This is a genomic window from Aristaeella lactis (genome assembly GCF_018118585.1).
GTDB lineage: Bacteria > Bacillota > Clostridia > Christensenellales > Aristaeellaceae > Aristaeella > Aristaeella lactis.
On sequence record NZ_CP069421.1, the window covers coordinates 2,734,301 to 2,760,000 of the forward strand.

20 protein-coding genes and 1 pseudogene are annotated in these 25,700 nt (G+C 55.6%); 14 read left to right on the forward strand and 7 right to left on the reverse strand.

Going from position 1 to position 25,700, the window contains the following annotated elements:
- Positions 1-307 precede the first annotated feature (307 nt).
- Together JYE50_RS15515 and JYE50_RS12470 are read left to right on the forward strand one after the other, a co-directional pair.
- Positions 308-499, forward strand: a pseudogene (locus JYE50_RS15515) (WG repeat-containing protein); the annotation flags it as partial.
- 468 nt (positions 500-967) lie between these two features.
- The gene (locus JYE50_RS12470) at positions 968-2,590 is read left to right on the forward strand and encodes a WG repeat-containing protein (protein ID WP_283399233.1); all 1,623 of its coding nucleotides are present in this window, start codon (positions 968-970) and stop codon (positions 2,588-2,590) included.
- Positions 2,591-2,670: 80 nt separating this feature from the next.
- Here the strand turns inward: JYE50_RS12470 and JYE50_RS12475 are convergent, their stop codons facing one another.
- The 6 genes from JYE50_RS12475 to recD2 form a co-directional block, all read right to left on the reverse strand.
- Complete coding sequence (locus JYE50_RS12475) at positions 2,671-3,675, reverse strand: alpha/beta hydrolase (protein WP_084096352.1); 1,005 nt, start codon at positions 3,673-3,675, stop codon at positions 2,671-2,673.
- Entirely contained in the window at positions 3,672-4,262 is a 591-nt protein-coding gene (locus JYE50_RS12480; protein WP_143763655.1) for a PadR family transcriptional regulator, read from the reverse strand. Before JYE50_RS12480 ends, JYE50_RS12475 begins: the two co-directional genes overlap by 4 nt.
- 192 nt (positions 4,263-4,454) lie before the next feature.
- Positions 4,455-5,312, reverse strand: coding sequence for a dTDP-4-dehydrorhamnose reductase (gene rfbD / locus JYE50_RS12485; protein WP_084096356.1), 858 nt, complete (start codon positions 5,310-5,312; stop codon positions 4,455-4,457).
- A gap of 376 nt (positions 5,313-5,688) precedes the next feature.
- Positions 5,689-7,011, reverse strand: coding sequence for an aspartate kinase (locus tag JYE50_RS12490; RefSeq protein WP_143763656.1), 1,323 nt, complete (start codon positions 7,009-7,011; stop codon positions 5,689-5,691).
- A 70-nt stretch (positions 7,012-7,081) separates the two neighbouring features.
- Entirely contained in the window at positions 7,082-7,786 is a 705-nt protein-coding gene (locus JYE50_RS12495; protein WP_084096358.1) for a ComF family protein, read from the reverse strand.
- Positions 7,783-10,014, reverse strand: a complete 2,232-nt coding sequence (gene recD2, locus JYE50_RS12500) for an SF1B family DNA helicase RecD2 (RefSeq protein WP_084096360.1) — start codon at positions 10,012-10,014, stop codon at positions 7,783-7,785. The genes JYE50_RS12495 and recD2 overlap by 4 nt, the downstream gene beginning before the upstream one ends.
- A 277-nt stretch (positions 10,015-10,291) precedes the next feature.
- Between recD2 and JYE50_RS12505 the strand changes: the two genes are divergently transcribed.
- The 8 genes from JYE50_RS12505 (at position 10,292) to JYE50_RS12540 (ending at position 17,282) form a co-directional block, all read left to right on the forward strand.
- Positions 10,292-11,464, forward strand: a complete 1,173-nt coding sequence (locus JYE50_RS12505) for a peptidoglycan-binding domain-containing protein (RefSeq protein WP_084096362.1) — start codon at positions 10,292-10,294, stop codon at positions 11,462-11,464.
- A gap of 122 nt (positions 11,465-11,586) precedes the next feature.
- A complete protein-coding gene (locus tag JYE50_RS12510) occupies positions 11,587-11,823 on the forward strand; it encodes an HPr family phosphocarrier protein (protein ID WP_084096364.1) in 237 nt (78 codons plus the stop codon).
- A gap of 178 nt (positions 11,824-12,001) precedes the next feature.
- Positions 12,002-12,817 carry a pur operon repressor gene (purR, locus tag JYE50_RS12515; RefSeq protein ID WP_179138377.1) on the forward strand — a complete coding sequence of 272 codons (816 nt, stop codon included), beginning with the start codon at positions 12,002-12,004 and terminating at the stop codon, positions 12,815-12,817.
- Positions 12,818-12,944: 127 nt separating this feature from the next.
- Complete coding sequence (locus tag JYE50_RS12520) at positions 12,945-14,120, forward strand: biotin/lipoyl attachment domain-containing protein (protein WP_143763658.1); 1,176 nt, start codon at positions 12,945-12,947, stop codon at positions 14,118-14,120.
- Positions 14,121-14,127: 7 nt separating this feature from the next.
- Entirely contained in the window at positions 14,128-14,823 is a 696-nt protein-coding gene (locus tag JYE50_RS12525) for a YggS family pyridoxal phosphate-dependent enzyme (protein ID WP_084096370.1), read from the forward strand.
- Between the two features lie 24 nt (positions 14,824-14,847).
- Positions 14,848-15,816, forward strand: a complete 969-nt coding sequence (locus JYE50_RS12530; protein ID WP_084096372.1) for a cell division protein SepF — start codon at positions 14,848-14,850, stop codon at positions 15,814-15,816.
- 73 nt (positions 15,817-15,889) lie between these two features.
- The gene (locus JYE50_RS12535) at positions 15,890-16,363 is read left to right on the forward strand and encodes a DivIVA domain-containing protein (protein ID WP_179138378.1); all 474 of its coding nucleotides are present in this window, start codon (positions 15,890-15,892) and stop codon (positions 16,361-16,363) included.
- A 22-nt stretch (positions 16,364-16,385) separates the two neighbouring features.
- Positions 16,386-17,282 carry a 2-oxo acid dehydrogenase subunit E2 gene (locus JYE50_RS12540; protein WP_084096376.1) on the forward strand — a complete coding sequence of 299 codons (897 nt, stop codon included), beginning with the start codon at positions 16,386-16,388 and terminating at the stop codon, positions 17,280-17,282.
- A 108-nt stretch (positions 17,283-17,390) separates the two neighbouring features.
- Here the strand turns inward: JYE50_RS12540 and JYE50_RS12545 are convergent, their stop codons facing one another.
- On the reverse strand, positions 17,391-18,263 hold the full coding sequence (locus JYE50_RS12545) for a radical SAM protein (protein WP_084096378.1): 873 nt from the start codon (positions 18,261-18,263) through the stop codon (positions 17,391-17,393).
- A 211-nt stretch (positions 18,264-18,474) separates the two neighbouring features.
- Between JYE50_RS12545 and JYE50_RS12550 the strand changes: the two genes are divergently transcribed.
- The 4 genes from JYE50_RS12550 to rph all read left to right on the forward strand — a co-directional run bounded on the left by JYE50_RS12550 (position 18,475) and on the right by rph (position 25,380).
- Positions 18,475-21,852 (forward strand): hypothetical protein, encoded by a 3,378-nt coding sequence (locus JYE50_RS12550; RefSeq protein WP_084096380.1) that lies wholly within the window; start codon positions 18,475-18,477, stop codon positions 21,850-21,852.
- Positions 21,827-23,317, forward strand: a complete 1,491-nt coding sequence (gene glpK, locus JYE50_RS12555; protein WP_084096383.1) for a glycerol kinase GlpK — start codon at positions 21,827-21,829, stop codon at positions 23,315-23,317. The genes JYE50_RS12550 and glpK overlap by 26 nt, the downstream gene beginning before the upstream one ends.
- Before the next feature lie 31 nt (positions 23,318-23,348).
- Positions 23,349-23,942, forward strand: a complete 594-nt coding sequence (gene pgsA, locus JYE50_RS12560; RefSeq protein WP_179138379.1) for a CDP-diacylglycerol--glycerol-3-phosphate 3-phosphatidyltransferase — start codon at positions 23,349-23,351, stop codon at positions 23,940-23,942.
- 115 nt (positions 23,943-24,057) lie between these two features.
- Positions 24,058-25,380, forward strand: a complete 1,323-nt coding sequence (gene rph, locus JYE50_RS15585; protein ID WP_084096387.1) for a ribonuclease PH — start codon at positions 24,058-24,060, stop codon at positions 25,378-25,380.
- The last annotated feature ends 320 nt before the right edge of the window (positions 25,381-25,700 follow it).

Below are 25,700 nucleotides of genomic sequence, written 5' to 3' on the forward strand. Positions count from 1 at the left end.
ATCTGACAGACAGGGCAACCTCTATACCCCCATAAGCAGCCCGGATACGGTAAATCGTATCCGGGCTTTGCTGTATGGAAAGGGAAAAGGAAAAAACTGTCAAAGAAACATTGACGAACCGGTATGACGATAATAGAATCAAAGCCAGTACAAACAAGAGGTTATAGCCGGTTTTCTTTTTATTCAGAATGATAAGGCAACAAAGGGAACCTGCTGTCATTCTGATCCGTCATATAAGCAGAAACGCATTTCAAAACAGAGCGGGAGACCATTCCGAAAGGGGAGCGGGAGAATGAAACGCCGACTCATGACCGTATCAGTGATCCTGGTGATCCTGTGCCTGCTGGCTGCGGCTGCAGGCGCGGAAAATGCAGGAACGAATGATGAACTGTATCCCAAACAGGCGGAGAATCAACTGTGGGGATATTCCGATGCTGCCGGGAACTGGGTGATCCCTGCACAGTATCAGGATACTGATGGTTTCCGGGGAAACTATGCCTGTGTCAGTATCCGCAAAGATGATGGATATATTTATGACGGTATCATCGATCGCAGCGGAGAGTTTGTTCTGCAGCCGGAGTATGATATTGAAGACGGCTACGGAGAAGGTTTTGGAGGATTCGGAACATGGGATGACGGGTATTATATAGTCTGGCAACGGGATAGGAATGATAACGAGTCATACGGTTTTTTTGATGTGCCGTCAGGTTTCTTTTCCGGATTAAAGTATGAAAATGTCCTGGATACATATGGAAAGTGTGATCTGATTCCTGTGTCAGAAAAACGGGATGGAACAGAATACATGGGTTTCGCCGATCGAACTACCGGTGAACTGGTGCTTCCTTATCAATACTGGATCAGCACAGAATACTTTATATCCGCTTTTCATGAGGGCGTGGAAGCGCTGGCTCCTGTGACCGGACAGGATGAAGAAACCGGGGATGCTGTTCCGGGCAAATTTGAGCTTGTGAAAACTGACGGCGGGATCATTCAGCTGCCGGATGGTATTTCAGCGGTGGATGGCAGTCGTATGTCGGAAGGACTGATCGACGTAATGGATGACAGTACAGGACTGTTTGGCTATGCTGATATCAACGGAAATGTGGTGATTACACCGGCTTATGTGTGGGCGAGCGTATTTGTGGACGGGCAGGCAACGGTGGAACTGACGGAGGATAATTATGCTCTTATTGACCATGAAGGGAAGATAGTTCTTCTTGATGAGGATGAACAGTTTACAGTCATTATGGCTGAAAAAGCCGGAACCGGAAAACCAAAATACGCTTATCGAGGAGAAAACGGATTGTTCGGTTATATTGATGAACAGGGCCAGGTTGTTATGCCCCCGCAATTTATTCACGCAGATGACTTTGCAGGTGATTATGCAGAAGTAGAAGTCATACCGGAAGTATCGATAGAAAACCGCGAAGGGCTGATTAATACAAATGGAGAGTGGGTACTGCATCCGGACAAGTCTGCTTGGCTGAAGCGTTCTGATGATGGATTGTATATATTGGGACTTAACGGCAAATGCGGTTTCCTGGATATTGAGACAGGGTTTTTCTCGGGGTATTTGTATGATGATGTAATACCACAATACTTGTATGGCTATGCTTCTGATGGTAATACTTCCAGCCTGATCCGTATCAAGATAGATGGGAAGACCGGGTTCGCGGACAGAAAGACAGGGGGAATCCGTATACCGTGCCAGTATGAGGCAGCTGATGATTTCGCAAGAGGCTATGCGACAGTGACCTCTCCGGACGGACAAACCCTGCTGATTGATGAGAACGGAAAAGAATATATCGCGCCTGAAGGAACCACTATATACGGAAACCGCTTTTCTGATGACCTGTGCGTTGTTCAAGACAAGGAAAGCGGTTTATATGGATACATGGATATGGAAGGGAAGCTGGTGATTCCAGCGGAATACAGCTCGGCATATTCATTTGATGACGGAACTGCTTCAGTGAGAAAAGACAATGTATGGTATGAAATCACTCCGGAAGGACAACTGAAGGTCGCCCCCAAAAACACTGAAACACGTTGGTATATATCCGAGAATATGGATTATATTCAACAGGAAGACAATCCTGATACGCTGGCTGTTTTCGGGGAAGGGGACACATTGCTGTTCACCGTGACTGTGCCGAACCTGAAGTATATAAAAGCATGCGGAGCGGATGGCGTGCTCTGGTATGAGATTGAAGATCCGGATGGGGAAGATTTCGTAACAAGACACAGGTTTGGCCTGATGAATGATCAGGGGAATATCCTGACAGAACCGCAGTTTGGCAGAAAATATAGCGACAGCAAGTATCGTTTTTGTGAAGGCTTGTGTGCTGTGATAGATGCTGAATCCGGAAAAGCAGGATATATTGACGCGGTTGGGAACTGGGTTATTCCGCCACGATATAAAGAAGCGGAATCTTTCATAAATGGCAGGGCCTGGGTGACAGAAGGAAGAGCTGCACCGTTTGGTTATTATGGGTGGATTATCTATGAACGGAAGCTGATCAATCAGGCGGGAGAAATCCTGTTTACGGAAACCGTACCGGATACGGGGGAATACGAATATGAATACTATTAAACCGGAATATGTTTATTTGTGCAGATGATTATTCCATCGTGAAAATACAAGCGTAAAGATTTCTTTTGTTTCCTCTTTCTTTATTTCAACATTCCGTCTGTCAGGTTAACAACCCAGGTGAGGCAATCTTCATTCATCTTTGTGAGCTGGTCGGTGGCTTTTACTTTCTGGAAGCCGCCATCCATAATGGCTGTTAAGACAGGCGAGACCAGGGATAGGTCGCATAAACCCATATGACCTATGTTTTCATAATGGATGTTTGTATAAAGAGGGTTGGGACTGTCCCAAAACTTTGCGTTGTTTCCGTACTGTCCCCATTCCTTCAGATGCGGATAACTGGCATCGGAATAGATGCTTAATACAGGGACATTATAATCGCTGTCATCAAAAATGAACTTGCCGTTTTCAACACCCTTAATGTCGTACATAAACGGTGATTCCAAAGCAATAACACCGACCACGTCATTCCTGATCCTGGCCATGGCATATGCCGCCGACCCGCCGAGGGAATGCCCTTCAGCGATAAACTGAGATGCTCCGGCTTTTGCTGTCCAGTCATCCATGACCGCATTCAGATCATCGGTTCTGATTTCCATCCACTTATGGAAAACTTCATAGGCCTTCTCAGGATCCTCATCCGGTTTCAGGGCAGACATTTCCTTTAAAAAGTCCATGCTTGGGCCGCTTTTCCTGCCATTTTCATATCTGACCCATGCCGCCTGACCGGGGTGAGCTACCGCAAGGACTGTGTATCCGTGGCTTGCCAGTTCCCGATAAAGACTCACGTTGTTATCTATTGTTCCGCAGGATCCATGAGACGCCACAATAACCGACTTTTCTTCGGTACAATCAACGGGATACCATCTTCTGACCTGAAGCTGCCTCTTGCTGTCCTTCCCGGAATAGGGATCTGCCTTGTCTTCATTCACCCAGTAATCTTCGGAAGTGACTTGGTATTTCCCTGTGACAGGAATCTCTTTTACCGGCGGGAACAATATAAACTTAAGGGCCACGATTACCACAGCCACGATTACGATCGCAATCATCACGCGTTTCACCTTCCTGTTTCCTGCTGCTTTTTTCATAACGAATCTTCCTTCAGTTCGCGTTTCAGGATTTTCTTATAAAACTCCAAATCTGTCTTCACTCTCTCCAACCCATACTCCAGCATGTAGAGCTGGTAATTGTCTATGTTGGTGACAGCCTGTTCAACGGACTTTTCTCCGGAAACCTCCAGCAGGTTGCTGACAAGGCCGGGGTCTTCCTTTATTCGTCTGGTGTTTCTTTCTATCGCGGTTTTCTGGGTTTTATCAACGCAGTCTTTAATGACAAGAAGTTTCCTGTACTCGTCCTCCAGATCGGAAATGAACGATTTAAGGAACGCGACTCTTTTCTTGCCGGGGGCGATTCCAAGGAAGAAAAACTTCCCCTCCTCCATGCTCTTCATCTTTTGGATGTTGATCGGAGTTCCCACCCAATCTTTATAATAGTACACGCCTTCGGGTGTGAGGCTGTACTGCTTCTTCAGGGTATTATTGTCCACATATTCGGTTACGGAAACATATCCTTTGTCCAGAAGTTTCCTGATTGCAGTCTGCATACTTCCAAGGCTGTCACTGCAAACTGTGGAAAGATTCTGCTGTATATAGGTGCGCATTTCATAGATCGTCATGGCTTTCAGAATAAGCAGGCTGAGGATCATGTTTTCCATCGTCAGTGCTCCTTTCCTGTGTTGCTAATAGGAATATTACTATTAGTAATATATTCTGTCAAGAAACTGAGTCAAACAGAAACGTTCCAAATGATATAAAAACAGCGCTCCGGATCGTTTGATCCGGAGCGCTGCCTGATCCTGAAGTGTTTATCAGGCATGGATTTCGTCTTTGATCTCTTCCAGGTACCGGTCCAGGGCATTTTCCACGGTGGGCATGGGAGTGAAGCCGGATTCGGCAAGCTTGGAACCGTCCAGGCGGGAATTGAGAGGCCGCTTGGCGGGGGTGGGATATTCGGAGGAGGGAACCGGAATGACCCGACAGGGAAGGCCGGCCTTCTCCATAATCATCTTCGCGAAATCATACCAGGACAGGAAACCTTCATTGCGGACATGATAGATGCCGTATTTGTCGGTGATGATCATATCGCAGATGACGCGGGCGAGGTCCTGGGTATAGGTGGGGGATCCGATCTGGTCATTGACCACGCGGATCTCCTTTTTCTCAGCACCGAGGCGCAGCATGGTGCGGACGAAGTTGTGGCCGTTTTTGCCGAAGACCCAGCTGGTGCGAAGGATGAAGTAGCGGGTCATCAGGGAGCGGACGGCGTCCTCGCCCTGAACCTTGCTCATGCCGTAGACGTTCTGGGGGCCGTAGGGATCATCCACCTGGTAGGGCTTATCCCCGGTGCCGGGGAAAACATAGTCGGTGGAGATGAACACCAGTTTCGCACCTACGCTGAGGGCGGCCCGGACCACATTAACCGTACCCATGCCGTTGACGGCGGCACAGATTTCAGGCTGCGACTCCGCTTTGTCCACGCCGGTATAGGCAGCGCAATGGACAATGACGGACGGGCGGAACTCCTGTACATAGTTTTTGACGGCCTGGCCGTCGGTCAGGTCAAAATCCTGCATGTCGACGCCGCGGCATTCAATGCCCCGGGCCTCCAGCTGGCGTACGGTGTCCCAGCCGAGCTGACCGGCGTATCCGGTTACGAGAACTCTCATACAGCACCTCCGGAATTTAATTAAGAATTAAGAATTCAGAATTCTGCGATCGCTGTTACCAAAAGGCTGAAACGCCTTTTGACAGCTGTAGCATGGCAACCGTTACCCAAATCAAAGATTTGGACAGTTGCTCAACAATGACCGCGGCGGCGGGGGAGATTTCTCCGCTCCACTGCGTTCCGGTCGAAATGACACTTTGGCGAACGGGTTTCTACTACTGTGGGGGAGACTTAATCAATGCACAATGAATAATCTCTGCCGCGGCGGGGAAACATCAAATAACAACAATATATTATATAACATCAGGGGTTTTTCCGGCAAGAAGTGAGGAAAAGAAAAACGCCTGCGGATTTCCGCAGGCGTAATAATCATATGTTTATCCTACAAATTCATGATAAATGGCGTGGATGGTGGCTTCGAAGTCGTTGTCATTGACACCGACGATAATGCTCAGCTCGCTGGAGCCCTGGTCGATCATCCGCACGTTGATGCGGGCACGGCTCATGGCGGAGAAGAGACGGGCGGCGGTGCCGCAGTTATGCACCATGCCGCGGCCGACGGTCGCAATGATGGACATGTTGTCGCTGACAGAGACGCTGCCACTGCCGTTGACCAGGTTTTCGATCTCCCGGAGGATATCGGTGCGGTGGGGCTCCAGGGAGGAGCTGTTCACCACGACGCACATGCTGTCGATACCGGTGGGCATATGCTCAAAGGACACGCCGTAATTCTCGAGGACCTGCAGAACCTTGCGGCCGAAACCGACCTCGCTGTTCATCATGCTCTTTTCCACGGAGATAACGCTGTATCCCTTGTGGCCGGCGATACCGGTGATCGTGGGAACGGAGATCTCGTTGGGAGCGTTCTTGCTGATCATGGTGCCGGGATGATACGGCTTGTTGGTGTTGCGGATGTTGGTGGGGATGCCGGCCTTGTGCACGGGGAACATGGCGTCCTCATGCAGGACGGAAGCGCCCATGTGGCTCAGCTCCCGGAGTTCCTTGTAGGTGATGGAGGAGATTTCCGCCGGGTTGTCAATGATCCGGGGATCCGCCATCAGGAAACCGGAAACGTCGGTCCAGTTTTCATACACATCGGCATTGACCGCGCGGGCAACCAGGGCGCCGGTGATATCACTGCCGCTGCGGGAGAAAGTGCAGACTTCGCCGTTCTCCTTGGAACCGTAGAAACCGGGCACAACGGAAGGCTCGCCGTCCTTCAGGAGGGCGGAAAGCTTTTCCTGGGTTTTCTCATCATCCAGGGTGCCGTTTTCGCGGAAGATGATTCCGTCATAGGGATCCACGAAACGCCATCCCAGGTAGTCAGCCATGAGGATACCGCAGAGGTACTCACCGCGGCTGGCGCACCAGTCCTTGCCCTTGCCGCCGGAGATGCCCTGTTCCACCTCGTCCAGCTTGGAGGCGATATCCACCTTCAGATGCAGGCCGCGGGCGATGGACAGATAGCGATCCCGGATACGGGAAAAAGGCTCGGCGATGGACTTGCCTTCGGTGGCAAGATCGTAGCACTGATACAGCAGATCAGTGACTTTATCGTCTTCCTTGTAGCGCTTTCCGGGGGCGCTGGGGATCAGGTAACGGCGGGTGGGTTCCAGCTCCAGGATGCTCCGCACTTTGCGGAACTGTTCGTCATTGGCCAGCGAACTGCCGCCGAACTTTGTCACAATACATTCAAGCACAGGCGTTCCTCCATTGATCGTACATAGCAGACTAACGCTTATAATACCGCTGAAAGGGCTTTTATGTCAATCATTTTCGGGCTGTGACGGTCAGGGCAAAAATCTTTTCCGCGCCGCCGGCATGCAAAGCATCGGCGCAGCGGCACAGGGTGGTGCCTGTGGTGCGTACGTCATCCACGATAAGCACGGGAAAAGAAATGGGTTCTTTGGCCCGGAAAGCGCCTTTCAGGTTAGCGGCACGCTGCCCGGCGCTGAGGCCGACCTGGTGTTTTTCAAACCGGTCCCGCCGAAGCAGCAGCTGGCGGCAGGGCAGGGACAGCTTTTCGGCAAAGGCTTCCGCCAGCAGTCTCCCGTGATCAACAGCCCGGTCCCGGCGGCGGGATTCCGGCATGGTGACCCAGGTGACAACGGTATCCGGCGGAAAAACAACGTCATCCGGCAGGGGCAGGAGCAGGTCCGCGAGCACACCGGCTGCCCGGGCCTCCGCGCCGTATTTGAGCCGGATGATCAGCTGGCGGGGAACGCCGTCATGGGGACGGAGGGACCAGACGGTCAGTCCTGGCTGCAGTTCCTTTTCCCGCCAGGCATAGAAAAGGCCATTGTACCGGAGGGAATCACGGCAGGCAGCGCAAAGCGCGCCTCCGTCCGTTGCCCGGCCGCAGGCGCAGCACAAAACATTCTCGGGCCAGATCACATCCCGGCCCCAGGCGGCAAGCGCTTTTTCCAAAGGCCCCCACTTGCCAAAGAGCCATTTTTCAAATTTACGGGAACTCATCGGACCAGCTCCCCGGTATCAATGAGCCGCCGGGCCAGGGTGGTATAGCGGCGGATCACATGGTCGTTCTCCACCATGCGGCGGATGACGGACTCCATGCCGACGAGCACCACCAGGCTTTTTGCCCGGGTCAGGGCGGTATAAAGCAGGTTGCGGGTAAGCAGCATGGGCGGGCCGGGGGTCACCGGCATCACGATGACCGGGAACTCACTGCCCTGGGATTTGTGCACGCTGAGGCAGTAGGCGGGTTCCAGGTCTTCCAGGTCCCCGGTTTCATAGGTGACATCCCGGTCTTCGTCGAAGCGGACGGTCAGTGTCTGGTTTTCCGGATCCACGGCGGTGATGAAGCCCACATCCCCGTTGAAGACACCGGCGCCTTCCTCAATGCCTTCCGGGGTTTTCCGATACCAGGGCAGCCGGTAGTCGTTCCGGGTCTGGATCACCTTATCGCCAAGACGGAAGAGAATCTCTCCCCAGAGGAGCTGCGGCTTGTCCGGGGACGGCGGGTTCAGGACTTCCTGCAGGCGCAGGTTAAGGGCGTTGACGCCGCATTCCCCCTTGCGGGAAGGGGCCAGGACCTGGATGTTCCGGACGGAAAGGGCCAGGCGGTCCTTTTCCGGATAGTGCAGGTAGCCGGGCAGGCGGGAGGTGACCAGGGCCGTGATGCTCTGGGCCGCGTCCGCCAGGGCAGTCTTTCGCTCAAAGAAGAAATCGGTGCCCTTTTCGTTGAGGATGGGCATTTTTCCGCTGTTGATCAGGTGGGCGTTGAGGACGATATGGCTTTCGCCGCTCTGGCGGTAGATCTCCGTGAGGCGGACGCAGGGAACTTCCCCGCTGTCAAGGATATCCCCCAGTACATTGCCGGCGCCGACGCTGGGCAGCTGGTCCGCGTCACCGACGAGGATCAGGCGGGTGTCGGGACGGATGGCCTTGAGGAGGGCCCGCATGAGCACCAGGTCGATCATGGAGGTTTCATCGGCAATGACGCAGTCCGTATCCAGCGGATTGTCTTCGGTGCGGGTGAAGGCACCCTGCTCACCGCTGTATTCCAGCAGGCGGTGGATGGTGCGGGCTTCGGCCCCGGTGGCCTCGCTCATGCGCTTGGCGGCACGGCCGGTCGGCGCGCACAGGACGGTTTCATGCTCCTTCGAGAGCAGCTCCAGGATACAGTTGATGATGGTGGTCTTGCCGGTGCCGGGGCCGCCGGTGATGACAAAGACGCCGTTTTCCAGCGCGCCGGCGATGGCCTTGCGCTGGGTGGGGGAAAAAGTGATTCCGCGGCTCTTTTCAAAAGACGTGATGGCGCGGGAAACACCCGCGTATTTATCGGCGGAAGCGGCGGTCATCAGGCGGCGGATCATGAGGGCGACCTCCTGCTCCGCGTGCCAGTAGTACGGCAGGTAGATCCGGCGGGTGTCCGGATCATCCGATTCGGACAGAAGGGCGCCGGAAACCAGCAGGCCGCGCAGCGCCTGCTGGCAGAGCGACAGGGGAACGTTGAGCAAAGACGCGGAGGAGGAACAGAGTTCCTGCTCCGGCAGGTAGATATGGCCGGAAACCGCGGCGGCGTCACGCAGGATGTATTTCATGGCGGAACAGACGCGGTCTTCACTTTCAGGCGGAATCCCCAGGGACAGGCCGATCCGGTCGGCTGTTTTGAAACCGACACCCTCCAGGTCATCGCAGAGGCGGTAGGGATTTTCTCGGATCATCTCCGGTGTACGGTCGCCATAATGGCGGCTGATCCGGATGGCCAGGGCGGGGGAGATGCCGTAGGACTGGAGGAAGATCATGGCACGGCGGGTGCTCTGCTGCTCCAGGAAACTTTCGGCGATCATGGCGGCGCGCTTTTTGCCGATCCCCTTGACCTCGCTCAGCCGCTCGGGATGCTCGGAAAGGATGGTAAGGGTATCCTCGCCGAAGGCGGCAACGATCAGCGTAGCGGTGGAAGGACCTACCCCGTGGATGAGGCCGCTGCCGAGGAAACGTTCTATACCCAGGAGTGTTGTGGGCGTTTTCAGTTCACAGGAGACGCAGCGGAACTGGCGGCCGTAGGTACGGTGCTCAGTCCATTCGCCGGTGAAGACAGCCTGCTCGCCGGGGCTGAGTTCCGGCAGGGAACCGGTGACAGTGACCTCAGACCGGCCTGAACGGACGGTAAGGACGGTCCAGCCGTTTTCCTCATTCCGGAAGACGGTTCCCTCGATGGTTGCTTCAAGCTGTTCCATACATACGCTCCGCTGTTAACAGTAATTCATAATTCACAATTCATCATTTATATGCATGAACCGGGTGTCTGGTGAGGTTTGATATCAGCACCGAAAAAAGATGATTTACGTGAAAGATATGCAGGTGATGATTCGTTATATTCCTGAATTCCTGATTCCGGAATTTCAGACTGCCGACGCCTGATTGTATCATACAAAACATCTATTGTCATCAGAGCCGCGGTTTGATATAATAATTTGAAAAGGTAACAGCATATAGGACGGAGGAGTGGCACGTATGGATTTAATGAGGACCCTGCTGATATACATGTCGGCGACGTTAACGCTGGCGGTGCAGAGCACGGCCGCTCCGAAGGAGACGCCCATCCCGAGTCCCGTTCAGGATACGGCGATCGTGGAGACTACGGACACTGTCGAAAAGGGCAGTGAAACCATCACCGCGGCGCCGAAGGCAAAGGAGAAGGAGACGGAGAAGATCACGCCCTTCCCGGTGCCTACCATTACGCCGAACACGAAGGGTTATCACAACCTGACCATGGGGACCAAGGGCAAGGAAGTCAAAAAACTGCAGGAAAAACTGATCGAGCTGAAATACCTGCCGGATGATTCCGCGGACGGAGCCTACGGACGGCAAACCTATAACGCAGTTAAGAAATTCCAGTATTACAACGGCCTGAAGGCCGACGGCATTGCCGGACGGGCGACGCAGACCAACCTGTTTGAAAACGACCAGATCGTTCCGAATCCGGAACAGACCGCCGCGCCGGAAGTGACACCCGCTCCGCCGGAAGCCACGAATGCGCCGGAAACACCCCCTGCCTCCGAGACCGCGGCTCCTGAAACTGTCCCCCCCGAGACAGACGCCCCTGTGACGGATGCGCCTGAGACAGAAGCTCCGGCCGAAGAAACCGCCGTGCCGGCGGAAACAGAAGCGGTTCAGGAAACCGAAACCGCCCCGGCAACGGATGAGGATATTCCGGAAGTGGTTGAAAACGTGGATCTGGACGCGGACTTCTATGAACCGGTCAGCGGTAACGTTGCCCTGAACGAGGGAGATGGCCCGCTGGAATTCATGGTGATGGAAGACGGCGTTCCGGTCACAACCCGGCCGCGCCTGAGCCAGAACGAAAACAAGATCCGCGTCAGCCTGGATGACCTGTGCGAGTGCGTGGACGGATGGCAGCTGACGGATGACGGCGTGGGTTCCGTTGTGCTGGAAGCCGCGGGATATACCCTGGTCCTGTATAACGAGGACAAGGGCTGCTCCGCGTCGGTGGACGGCATGGAGATCTCCATGAAGGAAGACGATTACGACTTCGCCACGGAAGGCCACTTCATCAATGCCCAGTTCCTGGCTTCCGCCCTGAAGGGAGAAGCGGTCTGGGATCAGGAAGAGAACACGCTGATGCTTCGGATCCGGGACAAGGAAGCCACCCAGTCAGCTGACTGATGGACAATCCGGTCTGGAAACGTCCGGACAGGAAATTGAAACCGATATCGAAATGCTGTATGATATGAACCCTCACCGGAATTGTTCCGGTGACGGACAAAAAACAAAGGAGGTGCTTTGCCGTGAAGTCCGCTTTGATCCGACTGAGCCTGGTCGAGAATGTAAACAACTTCGTCAACATCGTTGCGCGCTACCCGTATGAGATGGATCTGCGTGCAGGGCGCCATGTGGTTGATGCCAAGTCGATCCTCGGAATCTTCTCCCTGGACCTGTCAAAGCCTATCACCCTGGAAATCTACAGCGATGACTGCAGCGACCTGCTGGAGGAAATTAAACCGTTCCTGGCAGCGGAGGAGTAAGCTCCCCGAACCGGAATGGAAACTGAAGATTTGCCGGCCTCACAAGGCCGGCTTTTCTGTTTTTTCCGAACAATACGGCAAAAAATCTTTAAATCATTCGGGAAAAGTGGTATACTGTTTATTTGTAAGGTTATGCATTTATGGACGCTGCTGGAGCAGGGATGGGGAGATACAGCATATGGACAGAATCCGCCGGAATGAACGAATGACTGCCATGATGAAACTGCTGTCGGGGACACCGAACAGGATTTTCACACTGAACAGCTTTTGTGAACTGTTTGGTACCGCGAAGTCCACGATGAGCGAGGACGTTGACCTGCTGCAGCAGGTTTCCAAAGCTTTCGACCTGGGCGAAGTGGAGACCGTGACCGGCGCTGCCGGCGGCGTGAGATACCGCCCGACGGTCAGCCGGGAAAAGGCGCGCGTGACGATCGGAGACCTGTGCGAGAAGCTCAGCGGAACGGAACGGGTCCTGCCGGGCGGATTCCTGTATTACAGCGATATCCTGTCCACGCCGGAGATCGTGAACCGCATGGGCGAGATCATCGCGACCGAGTACTATGACACACAGCCGGACTTTGTGCTGACGATGGAAACGAAGGGCATTCCGGTTGCCTTCGCCACGGCGAACGCGCTGGGTGTCCCGCTGGTGATCGCCCGCCATTCCTCCAGGGTGTATGAGGGATCCGCGGTGAACATCAACTATGTTTCCGGAAGCGGAAGCATTGAAACCATGAGCCTGAGCCGCCGCGCGGTGAAGGAAAACCAGCAGGCGCTGATTGTGGATGACTTCCTCAAGGGCGGCGGAACCGCCGGCGGTATGGTGGAACTGATGCGGGAGTTCAATGTGAAAGTGGTCGGAATGGCGTTTGTCATGGCTACCGCGACCCCGGAAAAGAAGCGGATCAGCGGGGAGAAAGCCCTGATGACACTGGAAGTAACGAATGATGAAACGCCCGTAGCCGTTGTGCGTCCCGCGGAATGGCTGCGCTGAGCTGAATTTGCCAAAGAGCGAATACGCATGATATAATATTCTGTTGTGGGAAGGAGGGGAAACGCGGGTGTATGAAATGATGCCTCCGGAGCCGGTACAAATGCCGACGCCGCCGGAAAACAAACGAATGAGTGTGCCGCAGATCATGCTGATCGTGCTGGTGCTTGCGTTTGCTGTCTGGTATCTTGTCACCGCGCTGGCCCCCCAGAACCCGACTTCCGCCCAGATCCAGGCCGGTGTGATCGGTTCCCGGTATACGGGTGACTGCCTGATCGTGCGGGATGAGATTCCTTATAACGAGGACACGGTTTCCAGCGTGCGCTACGTGGCGGAAGAGGGAAGCTATGTCACAAAGGGAACCAAGATCTGCAACGTTTACTCCACCAGCTACAGCACCAAGGAACAGAAAGTGCTGCAGGATTACCGGGACCAGATCAAGGAATACCAGATTAAACTGCTCAGGCAGCAGGTGAGCACTGACGCCTACATGGAAAAACTGGAGGCTGACGTGCTGACCCGCGCGCGGGAGGTCAGGGAACTGATCGCCGGCGCCAGGGGCAATATGTATAACCAGGAAACGGAGCTTGCCGCCGCGATCAAGAAACGGCAGGAAAGGCTTCGGGAACTGTATGTCAAGGATCAGCGCCTGAGCCGTTACTATGACGATGAGCAGAGCCAGCTTCAGCGGATCACCAGCTGGACAAAGCAGTGTGACGCAAAGGCTGAAGGCCTGGTAAGCTTCTATTCCGACGGCTACGAGTACGGGCTGACGATGTCCAACTACTCTGAGTTCAGTCCCGCGGAAGTCCGGGCGATGATCAACGGAGCGAAACCTTCGGACAATCTGAGCCTGAAGGGCAAGACCACCGTTTACCGCCTGATCAAGGACGGGCACTGGGTTGTGCTGATGCTGATCAGGGACAACAACTGGAATCCGGTGGAAGGCGCTGAATACGAACTGAAGCTGGAAAACTTCAAGGATACGATGGTTCGCGCCAGGGTGCTGAGCTTTACCCGGACGGGCGGAGAGCTGGAGGTACAGCTTGAGGTCATGTCCGATGTCCAGCCGGTTATGTATATCCGTACATGCACAGGCGTCCTGGGTGACAACGTGACCAGCCTCATGGTTCCGCCCCAGGCGATCTGGACGCAGGACAATATGCCCGGCGTGGTGGTGCTGGACGGAGATTATCCGTTCTTTATCCCCGTGAATGTTGTGGACAAGCGGGACGGGATGGTTTATATCTCCCCGATCCAGCCGGATACGATCTATGAAGGACAGACGGTAAAACTGTTCTGGTGAGGAGGACATGGAATCCATGACCCGGGAGGAACTGGAACGCAGGGTTACGCTGGTACGGCAGGAACTGGAGGAGGCCGCGAACGGCCGGTATCCCGTTCCGAAGCTGATCGCTGTGACCAAGACCCACAGCGCGGAGGAGATCCTGCCGCTGGCGGAGATGGGGATCACGGAGATCGGCGAAAACAGGGTGCAGGAGCTGCTGACCAAACTGCCGGCGCTCCGGGACAGCTTCCGGATCCACCTGATCGGCCGCCTTCAGCGGAACAAGGTAAAGCAGATTGTCGGAGACGTATGTATGATCCAGTCCGTGGACAGCGAACCGCTGGCCATGGAGATTCATAACCGGGCACTGGCCGCCGGAAAGCGGATGCCGGTCCTGGTGGAGATCAGCCCTGCCGGGGAAGAACAGAAAGGCGGGGTTCCCTTCGAAGAAACGGAAGCGTTCCTGAAAAAGATCGCTCCCCTGGAGGGACTGGAGATCCGGGGCCTGATGGCGGTGATGCCGCTGACGGAAGACCGGGAATATCTTGACGGATTGTTCGCGCGGACACGGGAACTGTTTGATCGCCTGAAAGACAGGAATCTGAGCGGAGCCGCCATGGAAGAGCTGAGCATGGGAATGTCCGGTGACTACCAGCTGGCGGCGGCTCACGGAGCGACCATGGTTCGCGTAGGAAGCGCGATATTCGGACCCCGCGGTTGACGGGGCAAAAGAAAGGAAATGCAGATGGCACTGAAAGATCTGATGAAGAGTATTGAAGGGGTCTTTTCCCGGGTGTCGGCGGATATTACCCGCCGGCCGGACGGAGGCACCAGTCATTACCGCCCGCTTCGGAAAAAGTCGGCGGAACCCCAGCAGGGCGGAATGCCCCAGGCGCAGGGTGCCGGCCAGGATCCCCTTTATGTACATACAGGGTTTACCGGAATGAATCCGCCCGTGAACTACGGCGGTTACGAACAGCAGACTGCTTTCGGCCAGACAGCTTACGGTCAGACCGCGTATGACCAGACTGCCTACGGGCAGACTGCCTACAACCAGACCGCCTATAATCAGACGGTTTACGGCCAGCAGCAGGGAACCGGATATTTCCGTACGCAGGAACAGATGCCCGCGCAGGACTATGTCGGCAAGGGCAGCTTCAGCGGACAGACCAGCTATATGCAGGGCGGCAGGGATAATATTTCCTATATGCCCGGCATGGAACCGAGAATGGACCACGCGCAGTATCATGTGGAGCATATCATTACCCTGACCGGCCTGAAGAGCTGCTATGAAGCGATTGAGTGCATGAAAGACGGGGAAACCCTGATCGTGATGCTGGATGCCATCGCCAATGAGAGCGAGAGCATGCGCTGCCAGGATATGCTGGCGGGCGCGGCCTTCACCCTTGGCTGCTCTGTCCGTCTGCTGGCAGGCGCACGTATTGTGGTGATCGCGCCGGAAGGCGTGAAGATCCTGCCGGAACAGCCGGCAGCCGCGGAAATGCTGCGGCAGCCGGACGTAATGTCCGCGTGGGTGCCGCCGGCTGCGGCGGCGGAAGCGCCCTATCCGGGCCGGCGTGAACGCCGGAACGGGTCAAACACGGTGGAATGGAACGCGGCACGCAACGGCGAGCTGCAGGGATATAATCCGTATACCGGAACGATGCCGGTGGCTGCCGGAGCCTATGGCAGCTTCGGAGGATACGGGTTCTGATTCAGAATCGCTGATTCTGAATCAATGAATAATGAACAATGAATAATTTATGAGCCGGAAGGAGGATACGAGCATGGAAAGAATCACGGCCGATATCATTGCGGACAAGGAGTTTACCATTGAAGCAAGAGGTTACAACCGGGACGAGGTGGACGGCTTCCTGGACCTGATCTGTGAAGAACTGGACAGACTGAACAATGAAATCCAGGACCTGCGCCAGAAGACCACGATCGTAAGACCCACGGCACCTGAGACCGAAAACAACGGGATCAGCAAAGAAGATGAAGGCAAATTCCGGGAGATCCTGGAAATGGCCGCAACCGTGAAGGAAGAAACCATCCGTAAAGCCCGGGAAGACGCGGAAGCGATCCGCCTGAAGGCTGAAACCGAAGCGAGTGAGCGCCTGAACGGCCTGGCTGAAGAGCGGGAAGGTCTGGAGAAGGAAGTTGCCGCCCTGAAGGAAACCGCGGTGGAATACCGCAGGCAGTTTGAGGAACTCCTTCACGCGCAGCAGGAAGCGCTGGAAAAGGCTACTGGCCTGTTTTAAGGAATAAAGGGAGGGCATCGGTATGTTTGGTTTCAGACCGGATGGAAAACGTCTGAGGGACGTAGACCCCATTGTGCAGATTACTCCTTACCTGATGCCCATGCGCTGCGACGCGCAGGTGTTCCTGCAGCACAAAATGGACTATGAAAAGGCGGCCCGGTATATCGCCGAGAAGAACCGGCAGGGCGAAAAGATCACCTTTATGCAGATCATCGCCGCCGCTTATGTCCGGTCGGTCAGCCAGCTGCCTGAACTGAACCGGTATATTTTCAACAAACAATACTATGCCCGGAACAACTGCTCCATTTCCTACGTGGTCCTGAAGGATCCCCAGAACAATGAGAGCAACGAAGTGACGGCGCGGATCGAGTTTGACCTGACAGATACGATCTTTGACGTACGGGACCGGATGATCGCCGCCCAGGAGAAGATCCGGGAAGAGGAAGACGATGCTTTCCTCACCAAGCTGGCAGGTGCCCTGCTGAAGATCCCCGGCCTGGCCACAGGCATTGTGGGACTGTATCGGCTGCTGGACCGTTACGGCCTCGCACCGGGATTCCTGATCCGGGAACTGCCCTTCTACAGCGGCCTGTTCATCACGAACAACGCGTCCATCGGCCTGAACCATGTATGGCATCACATCTATAACTTCGGCAGTGTGAGCATGTTTATCGGCATGGGCAACATCCTGAAGGAAGCCATTACGGACAGCGAAGGCAAGACGAGGATGAAGCGCTGGCTGCCGCTGGGCATGACGGCGGATGAGCGGATGTGCTCCGGCGCCCACTATTCGGCGTTCTTCGCCTCCATGATCAAATACATGGATGATCCCGCTTTGCTGGAAGCCCCGCCGGAATCTGTCCGGTTTGATTTTGACAACAAGTATGAATACCATGTGCCTAAAGTGAAAAAGGCTTGACATCGTCAAGCCTTTTCACTTTGGCAATGCAGAATTCAGAATGAAGAATGCAGAATGAAATACTGAAAGGAGTGTGCAAACGCACACTCCTTTGTTTCGGAATGGGATTTAAACAAAGCTTTCGTCCTGATTGAACAGCGGAATGAAATCCCGGTCGGCGGAGTCGGGCTCCTGCAGGAAGCCGGGAAGGTCCAGGGCCAGCATATGGTCCCGTACCCGGTTATACTCTTTTTCCGTGATCCGACGGTCCAGACCGGGCACGGATACATTGTTGCAGGGAATATACTGCCGCATCAGGCTGACAGGGGTACCTGCTGGCAGTTCATCCCGGATCCAGGTGAGGAGACGCAGACTTTCGGAGGTAAAACCGGGCAGGATCAGATGGCGGACAAGGGTGCCGCGGAGCATGATGCCGTCTTCATCATAAACCGGGGTGCCGGTCTGGCGGCACATTTCCTTCAGCGCGGCGGAGGCGGCAGTAAAGTAATCCGGCGCACCGGCGCATACCCGTCCGGCCCGCTGGCTGAAATGCTTCAGGTCCGGAAGGTATACGTCGATGACGCCTTCCAGCCGGCGAAGGGTTTCCACTGTTTCATAACCGGAGGTGTTCCAGACGAGCGGGAGGGGCGGGCGCCAGAGTTCCAGCGCTTCCAGGATCCGGGGAATAAAAGGGGTTCCGGTGATGAACGACAGGGTGTGAACGCCGAGATCCGTCAGGCGCTTCAAGGCGTCTGACAATTCCCGCGGGGTAAAAGGACGGCCTTCATTCCGGTGGGAAATGTCTCCGTTCTGGCAATAGACACAGCGGAGGGTGCATCCGGAAAAGAAAACCGCGCCGGTGCCGCGGGCACCCGAAACAGGCGGTTCCTCCCACAGGTGCGGGGCAATACGGGCAATGAGCATATCCTCACCCAGACCGCAGAAACCCGGCTGCCTGGACCGGTCAGCGCCGCATTGGCGGGGACATAAAGTACAATTCATAATTCACAATTCACAATGCATAATGATATGTTTGGGAAGCTAACAGCCAACTTTTGGAGAAGATATAGGGGAAACGGAAACAGAAAACTGTCCGTGACCGTATTATATAAGGGCGCTGAGGAAATGGCAACCGGTACGGGACTTGAGAACAGAAGCGCTTTCAGATATAATATATGCTGTCGGAAACTTTGCAGAAAAGGAGAAGACGAGATTGGATAAATGGAATCGTGACGGTCAGAATCTATATACAGATATGAACGCCCAGCGCAGGCACCGGAGGAAACCGGACCAGGCAGTCCCGGAAGCGCCGGACGCAAAGAATGCGGCGGAAGAACCGGAAATCCGGTATGACCCCAATATATTCCGCAGGCCGGTTGTGAAGAGCGAACCGGAAACGCCCGCAGAACCGGAGACGCCGGCCGTACCGGAAGAGCCGGATCTGCCGGAAGAAGCGGCCATGCCTGAAGAGGCCGCGGCTGATCTGCCGGAAGTGAATGACAAGCCGGAAGAAAGTGAAATTCCGGAAGAATCTGATGATTCTCCCGTTTCTCCTGCTGCGGAAACGAAGGAAGAGACATCCGCCGGAGAAATAAAAGAAGAGACACCTGTCATCGGACAGGAGGCGGACAGCCGGGTGCCTCCGGAAGCGCGCCGCATGGCGGCAGCGCCGTATGGAACGGCCAGGCCGGAAGCAAAGCGGCCGGGTACCCGTCCGCAGGTTGCGCCGCCCAGGAAACCGATCCAGACCGAACGGCCGGTGAATCCCCGGCCCAGGCCGAGGCCGCAGGGCAATGTGAACGCAAACGCACGGACGGCTGCTCCCGAAAGAAACCAGCAGGGCAGGTCACCGCGGGTACGGGTGGGCTATGCTCCCGGACGGATGAGCGATGATATGACCCAGCAGATCCCCACGCAGGAAACGATCCGGGAACAGCTTTATTCCCGTGACGCCAAAGCCTATCTTGAAAAACGGAGCCAGCCTTTCCGCACAGAGAACAGCGGAGCCCCCATACAGGACCGTCCGGAGCATAAGCTGCTGCGGATCGTTGTGGCGCTGCTGATCATTGCCGGCCTTGTCATGGCAGGTGTGATGATCATCCGGAACAAAAACAAGAGGGACGCGACGGTCCGCCGGACAGCTCCCAGGGTGATTGATTACGTGGTCAAACCGGAGACAGAAGGCCTGACAGCTCCGGCAGACCTGAGCTTTGCGGTGACAACCGAAAAGGACGTGGACATGGTCCGCCTGTACGCGGACGGTGACAGGGCCCTGGATACAGAGACTGTGGTTGCCTCCAATACAGATGCCATGGAATGGGGCATCAAACTCCATATAGAAACCGGCTTTGACGGTACGGTAACCCTTCAGGTTCACCGGGCCGGTGATGACCTGTGGTATAACACCGAGTACACTACACCGATTCACGTGATCGCGCCGCTGACAACAGTGGAACCGGAAGAAGGCAGCTCCGGTGAGGACACAGAGCCTCCGGCTGACGGCGAAGACGGAACAGGCGAAGCCGCGGCTGACCTTTATGACGGTGCCAATCCGGAGGAAGATGATGATTACTATGATCCCGACGCGGAGGCTGCCAAAGCGGCTGCGGAAGCGGAGGGAGAACTGACCGGTGACGGGGAAGCGGCTGACGGAACGGCCGCCGGAGACGACGAACCGGAAGGAGAGCCGGAGGGCGAGCCTGAAGGGGAACCGGAGGACGAACCTGAAGACGAACCGGAAGAGGGACTGAACGAAGGATCAGCAGATGAACCGGATGAGGATGTGCCGGTAATCGCTGAACTGCGGACGATACAGCCGACAGAAACGCCGGCGCCTGCAACCCCGAAGCCGACAGCAACTCCGCCGATGAAGGTGGAAGCGGCTGCTGAAGCGGATCCGTCGCTGATCACCAGCACAACGGTTTATACCAGCAACACCAAGAAGGAAAAATCATACAGCAGGCCGGCCAAGGAACTGATCCATATGCCGGAAGCTGACGGATACTACCGTGGCGGGAAAAAACTCGGAGTACTGACGTTCCGGGGCGATAACTTCCGCCGGAACGCCGCTGTCGGTACCCTGGACGGGGCCCCGACGAAGCTTTCAGTGATCTGGGATGAAGAGAGCGGCAGCGCCCGCGGCACAAACACGACCTATTACGGCTACGGCTGGACGGGCCAGCCTGCTATCGCCCTGTGGAGTAAAGAAGTCCGCACGGGAAGCAACCTGTTCCAGTCGAAACAGGAAAAGAGCGGCCTGAAGGAAGTGATCATTGCCGGAATGGACGGCAACATCCGCTTCCTGGACCTGAAGGACGGCTCAATCACGCGTAACAGCATCAAACTGGGTTATCCCATGCGCGGAACCCCGAGTTTACATCCCGGCGGAGCTCCTTTCATGAGCGTTGGACAGTTTGCCCGGAAGATGAAAGTCAAGACGGGCAAGATCGGCCTGCGGCAGTATAACCTGTATTCCCAGAAGGAACTGAAGCTCCTGGACGGCCTGGACGGAAAGTACCACCGTCCGCTGAATGACGTGGGCAGCTTCGAGACGTCGGCGCTGATTGACTGGACCACTGAAACGCTGATCACTGCCGGCTCAAACGGTATGCTGTACCTGGAAGCCCTGAACACGAATTTTGACTACAATGCCAATGTGATGAGCATTTCCCCGTCCATCACCGTGATGACCTCCAAGGCCAAGGGCCAGAAGAGCACAGCGCTGATGGCGGTGGAATCCTCCATTGCGGCATATGACAAATACGTCTTCTACGCGGATATGGGCGGCATCCTGCGGTGTGTGGATACGGACTTCCTGAAACCGGTCTGGGCTGTGGATACGGGAGACTCCGTTATGGCGGCAATCGCCCTGGACCTGACTGAAAAAGAGGAAGGGGAAGCCGGAGAAGCGGAAACGGCCGAAACAGAAGAAGCGGAAGACGCAGAACAGACTGAAACAACGATTGATGACAACCGGGAACTGAGCCTGTATACGGCGAATATGCTGAATAACCGGAAAAAGGGAGACAGCAACATCCAGATCCGCCGGTATGACGCGCTGAGCGGCAAGCAGGCCTGGAGCGTGGACATCGGCGTGCACAAGGGCAAGAAGGATAAGGAAGACGTCGGTGCCAAGGCCTCCCCGGTGATCGGACAGAACAGGCTGAGCGATCTGGTTTACTACACGGTGACCGGCCTTTCAGATGAAGGCAGGAGCCGGCTCGGTCTGTCCGGTGACGCTCCCGCGGCGCTGATCGCGCTTGAAAAGAAAACAGGGAACATCGTCTGGGCCTTCGGACTGTCCAGCCGCAGCGAATCCTCTCCGATCGCGGTTTATGACAAGGACGGAAACGGCTGGATCATCCAGTGCGAACAGAACGGCAAGATCCACCTGCTGGACGGCCGGAACGGCAGCCTGGTGGACACCTGCGAGCTGAAAGCCCAGATTGAGGCATCCCCCGCGGCCTATGACGATATCATGGTCATCGGCACAACGGGCAAGGGAACATCTTACGTATACGGTATCAAGATTGAAACAGGAGTCGGACTGGAAGAGGAGGCCGGCAATGAAGAAGATTCTGGCGGCGCTTGATCAGGGAACAACCAGCTCCAGGGCAGTGATCTTTACCGAAGACGGAGAGATCCTGTCCGCCTTCAACAAAGAATTCCCCCAGTATTATCCGAAACCGGGCTGGGTGGAACACGATCCGAAGGACATCCTGGACAGCCAGATTTCAGCCCTGCGGGAAGCAGTGCGCCTGAGCGGTGTGAACGCGGCGGATATTGCGGCGATCGGCATCACCAACCAGCGTGAGACCACCTTCCTCTGGGACCGGAAAACCGGCGAGTGTGTTGGCAACGCGATTGTATGGCAGTGCCGGCGCACCAGCCAGATCGTGGACCGGCTTGTGGCGGACGGCTGCGGGGATATGATCCGGGAAAAGACCGGTCTGGTTCCGGACGCCTATTTCTCCGGAACCAAGCTGAAATGGCTGCTGGATTATTACAATCTGACAGACCGGGCGGAAAAAGGCGAGCTGTGCTTCGGTACGGTTGACAGCTTCCTGTGCTGGAACCTGCTGGAAGGCAGGCCGCATGTGACCGACGCGACCAACGCCGGCCGGACGATGCTGTTTAACCTGCGGACGCAGGACTGGGATGACGACCTGCTGAAGCTGCTGGGCATCCCGAAGGCCTGCCTGCCCCGGGTGGTGGATACAGCCGGACCGATTGGTATGCTGGATCCCGCGATCCTGGGACGGGCGATACCGGTGACCGCCATGGCGGGCGACCAGCATGCCAGCCTTTTTGGCCAGGCATGCCTGAAAACCGGTGATATCAAGAACACCTACGGCACCGGCTGCTTTATGCTGATGAATACCGGCGACCGGCCGGTGATGAGCGAACACGGCCTGCTGACCACCATGGCCTGGCGTATAGGCGGAAAGCCGACCTACGCCCTGGAGGGAAGCGTGTTCATGGGCGGAGCCACCATCCAGTGGCTTCGGGATGAACTGAAGATCATTGATCACGCGGCGGAAACGGAAGGCATTGCCCGTTCCGTGCAGAGCACCGGCGGGGTTTACCTCGTGCCGGCCTTTACGGGCCTGGGGGCCCCCTGGTGGGATATGTACAGCCGGGGGACACTGGTCGGCATGACCCGGGGTACAGGCAGGGCCCATATTATCCGGGCGGCATTGGAAGCCATCGCCTACCAGAGCGCGGACCTGATGGACGCGATGATCGCGGACTGCGGCAGCAGGCCGGAAAGCCTGCAGGTGGACGGCGGCGCGAGCGCCAACAGTTTCCTGATGCAGTTCCAGGCGGATATCACAAACATCCCGGTGGTGCGGCCGCGGGTGCTGGAAACAACAGCACTGGGCGCGGCACTGCTGGCCGGCCTCGGCGCGGGAATCTACAGCAGCCTGGAGGAAACCGCGAAGGTATGGCAGAAGGACCTGGAGTTTGATCCCAAAATGGATGAAGCCACCAGGCTGCTGAACCTGAAGGGCTGGCATAAGGCTGTTGAAAGAAGCTTAAACTGGGCAAAGGATTAACATATCATTTTACGGAAGGAAGTCCTTACTCTTGAAAGAGAAGATCCACAAACTGTTTTCCAATGTCTGGACGATCCCCAATGTGCTGACGATCCTCCGGATCATCCTGATCCCCGTGTTCGTCGTCCTGTTCTTCAAAGGACAGAAAATGGCGGCCCTGGCAGTCTTCTGCGCCGCCAGCCTGACGGATATGCTGGACGGGTATCTTGCCCGGAAGCTGAACCAGATCACGGACTTCGGCAAGCTGTTTGACCCGCTGGCCGATAAGCTGATGGTTCTGACCGCCATGGTCTGCCAGACGTTCTGGGGCCCTCTGCCGCTGGTCGCGGTGATCATTGTTGCCGCCAAAGAACTGATGATGGTTCTCGGCGGTGTGTTTATGCTCAGCAAGGACGTGGTTGTCTACAGCAACTACTTCGGCAAGGCGGCACAGGTGGGCTTCATCGCAGCCCTGATCCTGTCCTTCTTCCATGACAAGTTCCTTGAAGGAAACATTGTCCTGTTCGGAATGACGCCGGATATCCTGATCCTGTGGCTCACCGTGGCCCTGGCCATCATCGCCATGGGCGTCTATGCCGCAGGCGCGATCAAAACCATCCGGGCGAAGAAAAGCGGGCAGGCATAATTTCGGAACTGTTGTTTATTTAGCTTTGCTGTGTTTGGAAAGACCGGCAATATTGGTTCACATTATAAAATTCTGAATTCTGCATTCTGAATTAAAGAAAATCCGGAGGATTTTTATGAGACTAGACGGAAGAGCACCGGACGAGAAGCGGCCGGTAAGCATTCAAACAGATTTTGTTCGCACGGCCTATGGCAGCTGCCTGATCGCCACGGGAAACACCCGGGTGATCTGCACCGCGAGCGTGGAAGAGGCAGTGCCTCCTTTCCTGAAGGGGAAGGGACAGGGCTGGGTGACAGCGGAATACGCAATGCTGCCGGCATCCACCACGGAACGGAAAAAGCGCGACGGCATCAAAAAGGACGGCCGGAGCGTGGAGATCCAGCGGCTGATCGGCCGGGCCCTGCGGCAGGCAGTGGACCTGAAAGCCCTGGGAGAAAGGACTATTACGCTGGACTGCGACGTGCTGGAAGCAGACGGCGGTACCCGCACGGCCTCCATCACCGGAGCCATGGTGGCCCTGACCTGCGCGGCGGAACGGCTGGTGCGGGAGAAGAAACTTCCGATCAGTCCCGTTATTCACCAGGTGGCGGCCATCAGCGCCGGTGTGATTGATGACGTTCCATGCCTGGACCTGTGCTATCAGGAAGACAGCCATGCCCAGGTGGATATGAACTTTGTGATGAACGAGAAGGGCGAGTTCATCGAACTGCAGGGCACCGGTGAAGGCCGTGCCTTCACCAAGCAGGAACTGGATACCATCATGGACTACGGTGCCAAGGGTATCCGGGAGCTGATGGATGCCCAGCGGGAAGCCCTCGGGGACCGGGCAGCGTATATCGCGCCGAAGCCCCTGCTGCTGGTGGCCACGGGCAATGAACACAAGCTGCGGGAACTGCAGGAGATGTTCAAGGATTTCTATACCCTTGCCCCGATGACTGCTGTCGGTTTCTTCGGACCAATTGAGGAGAACGCCAATACCTTTGCCGGCAATGCCGCCATCAAGGCGGAAGCTGTGTGCGAGGCGACCGGCCTGCCCGCCATCGGTGATGACAGCGGCCTGGAAGTGGAAGCGCTGGACGGAGAACCCGGCGTCTACTCCGCCCGTTATGCCGGAGAACACGGGGACGATGAGGCAAACAACGATCTGCTTCTGAGCCGGATGGAAGGAAAAGAGGACCGTGCCGCGGCCTTTAAGTGCGCGCTGGCCCTGAAGATCCCGGGCAAGGATACCATTATCGCGGAGGGCAGCTGCCCCGGCGTCCTGCTGACAGAGCGCAGGGGTACCGGCGGTTTCGGCTATGATCCGCTGTTCCTCTATGAGCCGATGAACAAGACCTACGCGGAGATGAACGCGGAGGAAAAGAACCAGATCAGTCACCGTTCCCGCGCGGCGGAGATGATGCGCAGCATCATGTCCCAGCTGATTACAAAAGAATAACAACAGATTCAAGTATCAAAAGGTCCTGCAGACGCAGGATCTTTTTTATTCACTCGATTGTATAGATCACTGACTGCCTGGTAACACATTAATGGTTCAAGGTATATTTTTTATATAACCGATTGGGAAAATATGGACAAAAGTAAATACAAATAGTATAATTGCAAAGACATTTACGGTATTTGAAGGAAAAACAGAACCCTGATGAACAGACCATAAAAATCCATATCCGGCTGATTTCAGCTTTCGCTTTCCGGGGGATAAAAACGAAAGGTTGTCTCGAAAAAAACACAGCAAAGAGATCAGCTGTTATTCCGGCA